This is a genomic window from Pseudoalteromonas sp. SR45-5 (assembly GCF_014163565.1).
GTDB classification, from domain to species: domain Bacteria; phylum Pseudomonadota; class Gammaproteobacteria; order Enterobacterales; family Alteromonadaceae; genus Pseudoalteromonas; species Pseudoalteromonas distincta.
On record NZ_JACJDN010000205.1, the window covers coordinates 1 to 6,218 of the forward strand.

Genomic DNA, 6,218 nt, shown 5'->3' on the forward strand with positions numbered 1-6,218 from the left:
AGCTCGAGTGCATCAGGATTTTTTTTCTGAGGCATGAGCGATGAGCCTGACGTGACGTTATCAGCAAGCTCTATAAATCCGGCTTCACCCGAATTATAAAAAATCAGATCTTCAGACATACGAGATAAGTGAATCATCGAAATAGACGCACAACTTAAAAGATCTAACACGAAGTCACGATCAGATACGCCATCAAGGCTATTTTTTGTAGCCGCTGTAAAACCTAATCCGTGGGCTAATGCTTGGCGATCAATCGGATAAGCTGTACCAGCTAATGCACCACTGCCTAATGGGCAAAAATTCATGCGCGCTTTAGCATCTTGCAGGCGGCTTTCATCGCGCTCTAGCATTTCTACATACGCCATACACCAGTGGCTAAACAATACTGGTTGTGCGCGCTGTAAATGCGTGTAACCTGGTAATATTGTGCCAAGCTCTCGCTCTGCAAGCGCTACAAACTCGCTTTTTAGCTGTGCAATGGCATCTAGTAAATGATCGGCTGTATCACGGCACCATAGTCTAAAATCGGTGGCAACTTGGTCATTACGGCTTCGGCCTGTATGTAATTTTTTAGCTAAATCACCTACTTTTTCAATTAGAGCAGCTTCAACATGTGAATGAATGTCTTCTGCACCTGAAGTAGCAACTGATTGTGGATCAGCTTTAACTTCTTCAAGTAGCTCATTTAATGCAGCAACTAATTTTGTATGCTCATCACTTGAAAGTACATTTACCTGTTCAAGTGCACCAGCCCATGCCACAGAGCCAATAATATCTTGCTCTGCTAACTGGTAGTCAAAGGGAAGAGAGTCGTTAAATTGCTTAAACGCCTCATCTGGACCCGTAGAAAAACGTCCGCCCCATAATGCCATGAAATCTCTCCAAACCCTGTAGTGCCCCTTTTATAAGGGGCTATAAATAATTTACTTTTTAGCCAATGCTGAAATTCTGCTTGAAAGCGAGAATAAACGAATAAAGCCTTCAGCGTGTGACTGGTCATATACATCATCTTCGCCAAATGTAGCAAATGCTTCGCTGTATAAGCTATTTGGTGATTGCTTTTGAACTGCAGTTACTTGACCTTTATATAGCTTAAGTACCACTTCACCTGTTGCCACTTTAGAAAGTGCTTCTGCACCAGCTAAAATAGAATCTTTAAGTGGTGTAAACCAACGGCCGTCGTATACTAAATGTGAAAATTCACCACCTAGTACTTCTTTCCACTTACGGCTTGCTTTATCAAGCACTAGCTCGTCAATGGCTTGAAGCGCAGCCATAATTACTGTGCCACCTGGTGTTTCATAACAACCGCGTGACTTCATGCCAACTAAACGGTTTTCTACAATATCAACACGTCCAACGCCATGAGGCGATGCAATATCGTTTAATTTAACTAAACAGTCATATGGTTTAAGTTCTTCGCCATTTACAGCAACCACTTCGCCTTCAACAACTTTTAAAGTTACTAGTTCTGATTTATCTGGTGCTTGCTCTGGAGAGTTAGTCCAAGTCCATACTTGCTCAGTTGGTTGACACCATGGATCTTCAAGCTCACCACCTTCGTGCGAAATATGCCAAGCGTTAGCATCACGGCTATAAATTTTTGTAGCAGATGCTGAACACGGAATGTCACGCTCTGCTAAGTAATCAAGTAATGATTCACGACTCGATAAGTCCCACTCACGCCATGGCGCAATTACTTTTAAATCTGGAGCAAGGGCTGCAAAACATGATTCAAAACGAACTTGGTCATTACCTTTACCAGTACAACCATGAGAAAGTGCATCAGCACCTACTTTACGTGCGATTTCAACTTGTGCTTTAGCAATAATAGGACGCGCCATAGACGTACCTAGTAAATAAGTACCTTCGTAAATCGAGCCCGTTTTAAGTGTTGGATAAATGTAATCACTTACCATTTCATCTTTTAAATCAACTACGTAACATTCTGAAGCACCTGAAGCGATTGCTTTAGCTTCTACGCCTTCAAGTTCTTCTGCGCCTTGACCTACATCCGCTACAAACGCAACAACTTCACAACCGTAGTTTTCTTTTAACCATGGCACGATAGCCGATGTATCAAGACCACCTGAATAGGCTAAAACGACTTTTTTAATTGAACTCATAGGTGTTCCTTAACAAAATTTGGATTTAGTAATGTAACTAGCAAAGCATTTTGCGCGTGCATGCGATTCTCTGCTTGTTGAATAATTTTCGATGCTGGACCATCCATTACCTCAGAGGTAATTTCAAATTCACGGTGTGCCGGTTGGCAATGTAATACCGTAGTTGCACCGGTTTGATCTAGCAATGCCTGATTTAATTGATAAGGCATATATTTTTCTTTAACTTGCTCAAGCGGTGTTGTATCACCCATTGATACCCATGTATCTGCATATACAACGTTTGCACCAACAGCCGCTTCAACACGGTCACTTACCATCACTGATGCGCCATTCATTGCCGCTATTTGCTCTGCCTTTTTAAGGATTTGCGAATCAGGCGAGCTGCCTTTTGGCGTTACAGCAACAAAATCAGTGCCAAGCGTTGCCGCTAAAAGCATTAATGAATGAGTTACATTGTTGCCCTCACCTAAGTAAGCCACTTTAAGCTCGCTCACATCGCCGTGAACTTCTTGAAGCGTTAAAAAATCAGCAAGCGCTTGGCATGGGTGGTATAAATCACACAAACTATTTACTACCGGTACTGATGCGTATTCACCTAATGTAGTTAATGTGCTGTGCTGATTTACGCGCGCAACAATACCATCGGCCCAAGTAGAAATATTAAGTGCGAAATCTTTAATTGATTCACGTGCACCCATAGCGCCATTTTGCTGATCTAAATAAACTGCATGGCCACCAAGGCGGTTAATACCTATATCAAACGATAAGCGAGTACGTAAACTTTGTTTTTCAAACAATGTTACGATTGATTTTCCCGCTAATACATTGCTGTATTTTTCTGGTTTTGCTTTTATATCTTGCGCTAACTTTAATAAATTAAGTGCGCCTTCTTGGTCTAACTCTAAACCCGTTAAAAAATTCTCAAACATAATAAACCTATGGTGTAATCTTAGTTCCGACATGCTCGCCTTGTAGCAGAGCAGTTAAATTTTCTGGCTTTTGCCAGCTGGAAATATACACACCGCGTCGTAAATGTTGGGCAGCGTGAAGGCTGGTCTTAACTTTGACCTCCATCCCGCCCACAATTACTCCATTTGTAATTAAAGTATCAATGTGTTTTGTGTCAAGTTGATGTAACGGCTGTTTATTTTCATCAAGCACTGCTTCAACATCCGTCATAAAAATAAGCTCAGCATTTAAGTTACTAGCAATAGCCGCTGCTGCTTCATCTGCATTTACGTTGTACCAAAGCCCTTGCTCATCAAAGCCTATAGAGCTAACAATCGGTAGGCGACCGATTTTAAGTAAATCATTAACAATAGAATCGTCGTTGCTTTTACATTTACCCACTAAGCAAAGCGCTTTTAGCTTTTGAGTGGCAGTAACACCTGCCTCAAAAAGACTTAAGCCGACAGGCTTGTGCCCAGCACTAATAGCTTGAGTCATTAATTGTTTATTAGCGCAACCTGCAAGCGCACCCACTATATAAGGCATTTGCTCTGCTGGGCTAATACGTAATCCTTGGTGTTTAGCACTGGCAAAACCCGCTTGTTTTAACCATGTATCAACTAAAGCGCCACCGCCATGTACAATCACAAACTCATCATTTGTTTGCTCATTTAATACATCAAACAACGCTTTTGCTGCATTTTCTGTATTAAGTACTGCACCACCTAGTTTAATTACCCACGTTTTTTTACTCATTTAAAACGCTCCTTTTAAACCAGTGGTATGATCTAAATTCATAGAAATATTAATACACTGTAAAGCTTGTCCAGCAGCGCCTTTTAATAAGTTATCAATAGCAGACATCACAATTAACTGCGTTCCTTGTTGCTGCCAGCCAATATCAACAAATGGCTGCTTAGCTACACCTTTAATTGAAGGTACTTTATCGCCTAATAAACGAATTAATGGCTCGCTCGAAAGTACTTGATAAGCCGATGCAACGTTTTCCTTGGTAACGCCTGGCTTAAGCTGTACATAAATAGTTTCTAAAATACCGCGCGGAAAATTACCTAGATGCGGTGTAAACAACACTTTGTGGCCAAGGTGTTGTTCAATTTCAGGGCCGTGGCGATGGTTAAACAAACCATAAGGTGCAAGCGACACTTCACAAAAATGCGTTCCTACACTGGCTTTACGCCCGGCACCTGTAACGCCCGAAACCGCATTAATAATAATACTTTCGCTGCTTAATAAGCCTGCTTGCTTAAGCGGTTTTAGCGCATTAAGCGCTGCTGTTGGGTAACAACCTGCAACAGCAATTAGCTTTGCATTAGCGATAGCATCATGGTTCCACTCAGCTAGACCGTAAGCCGCTTCATTTAAAAGCTCTGGATGTTGATGCTCAAAACCATAGTAAGTAACGTAGTCGTCATTGCTTGCTAAACGATAGCCACCAGATAAATCAAATACCTTTTTACCCATAGCTAAAAATTGCGGCGCTAAATCAACACTTACTTTGTGATCGGTACATAAGCATACGTAATCAGCATCACTTTGAATGTCATCAAAAGCTGATACGCTAAGAGGAAGTAAAGGGCAATCTAGTAAGCCAAGGTGCTCTGGGTATAAATCACTTAGCAATTTATTTTTATCTAAGCTACCCTCAGATACATAACAGCCTGTTAAAGTTAAGTTTGGATGCTTAACAACTAAACTTGCTAACTCTGCGCCGCTGTATCCGCTTGCGCCAATAATCACTACATTCATTTGTTACTCGTTATCTTAAAATTAATTACTACTTATCTATAATGTTCGCTTAAACTAGCTTAGACGCTAATTAAGTCTTTTTTATTAATGAATTTTGATTATCGTCGCATTATTTTCATGGCGTTACTTTTAATATATTTATGCTTAAAAAGTGAATTGATATTCATCATAAATACTTTTATATTGTTATGCAATTAAATTGAATAATAATTTTGGATTTTTTTATGCCTTTGCCTTCGTTTATTTCCATGTACCAACAATTGATTGCAGCCCCTTCTATTAGTGCGATTGAAGACAACCTGTGTATGAGCAATAAAAACGTAATTGAACTCCTAGCCAGTTGGTGCGAAACAATCGGTTTTACGTGTGAAATTATAGAATTAGAAGGAGGTAAAGGGCGCTATAATTTATTAGCAAAACGCGGAGAAGGTGATGGCGGATTAATGCTAGCTGGTCATACCGACACAGTGCCTTTTGATGACAGTCGTTGGAATCATAATCCATTTAAACTTACCGAACTCGATAACAAATTGTATGGGCTAGGAAGTATTGATATGAAAGGCTTTTTTGCTTTTGTATTACAAGCGATTAGTGAACTTGATGAAAAGCAGCAAACTCAGCCTATTTTAATTCTTGCCACCGCCGACGAAGAAACTACGATGGCTGGTGCGCAACAAATATGTAAGCACCCTAATTTAAAACCTGCGCGTTGTATAATAGGCGAACCTACTGATATGACTCCAGTATTTATGCACAAAGGCCATATGAGTACAGCAATAAGAGTGGTTGGTCGCTCTGGGCATAGCTCCGATCCCGAACGTGGTCTTAACGCCATTGAAGTAATGCATAAAGTGATTACAAAATTGATGATCTTAAAAGAACAATTAAAGCATAAGTATTCAATAAACCACTTCGAAATCCCTTATCCAACATTAAACTTAGGTAATATTCATGGCGGCGATAACGCGAATAGAATTTGTGGTTGCTGTGAAATGCATATAGATATGCGCCCATTACCAGGTTTAAGTGTACAAGAACTACAAGCATTAGTACTCGATGCAACGAAAGAGATAAATCAGCAATACCCAAATGCGGTGAGCGTTATAGATTTACATGAACCAATACCGGCATTTAGTGGTAGCACCGACAGTGCTTTAGTAAAAATGGCTGAAAAAATAGCGGGGCAAAAAGCGGTCGCGGTAAATTACTGCACTGAAGCGCCGTTTATCCAGCAACTCGGTTGTGAAACGATTGTAATGGGCCCAGGCTCAATTAACCAAGCACACCAGCCTGATGAATTTTTAGCGATGGAAAAAATAAAACCATCACAACAAATAATCACTGATCTTATAAAAGCAAATTGCTTTAGCTAATAAG

General features: G+C 40.4%; 6 protein-coding genes. 1 reads left to right on the top strand and 5 read right to left on the bottom strand.

Annotated features, from left to right (window positions below):
* From argH to argC, 5 genes are all read right to left on the bottom strand, one after another.
* Positions 1 to 872: argininosuccinate lyase (gene argH / locus H5072_RS09470; RefSeq protein WP_182693379.1), on the bottom strand; the 872-nt coding region annotated here is incomplete at its 3' end.
* A 51-nt stretch (positions 873 to 923) separates the two neighbouring features.
* Complete coding sequence (locus H5072_RS09475) at positions 924 to 2,126, bottom strand: argininosuccinate synthase (protein ID WP_007377844.1); 1,203 nt, start codon at positions 2,124 to 2,126, stop codon at positions 924 to 926.
* On the bottom strand, positions 2,123 to 3,055 hold the full coding sequence (locus tag H5072_RS09480) for an ornithine carbamoyltransferase (protein ID WP_002958764.1): 933 nt from the start codon (positions 3,053 to 3,055) through the stop codon (positions 2,123 to 2,125). The genes H5072_RS09475 and H5072_RS09480 overlap by 4 nt, the downstream gene beginning before the upstream one ends.
* Positions 3,056 to 3,062: 7 nt before the next feature.
* The gene (argB, locus tag H5072_RS09485) at positions 3,063 to 3,830 is read right to left on the bottom strand and encodes an acetylglutamate kinase (RefSeq protein ID WP_002958765.1); all 768 of its coding nucleotides are present in this window, start codon (positions 3,828 to 3,830) and stop codon (positions 3,063 to 3,065) included.
* Positions 3,831 to 4,841, bottom strand: coding sequence for an N-acetyl-gamma-glutamyl-phosphate reductase (argC, locus tag H5072_RS09490; protein WP_182693380.1), 1,011 nt, complete (start codon positions 4,839 to 4,841; stop codon positions 3,831 to 3,833). It lies immediately after the preceding gene.
* Between the two features lie 224 nt (positions 4,842 to 5,065).
* Here argC and argE point away from each other — a divergent pair, with 224 nt between their 5' ends.
* Complete coding sequence (gene argE / locus H5072_RS09495; protein ID WP_149602219.1) at positions 5,066 to 6,214, top strand: acetylornithine deacetylase; 1,149 nt, start codon at positions 5,066 to 5,068, stop codon at positions 6,212 to 6,214.
* Positions 6,215 to 6,218: the final 4 nt, after the last annotated feature.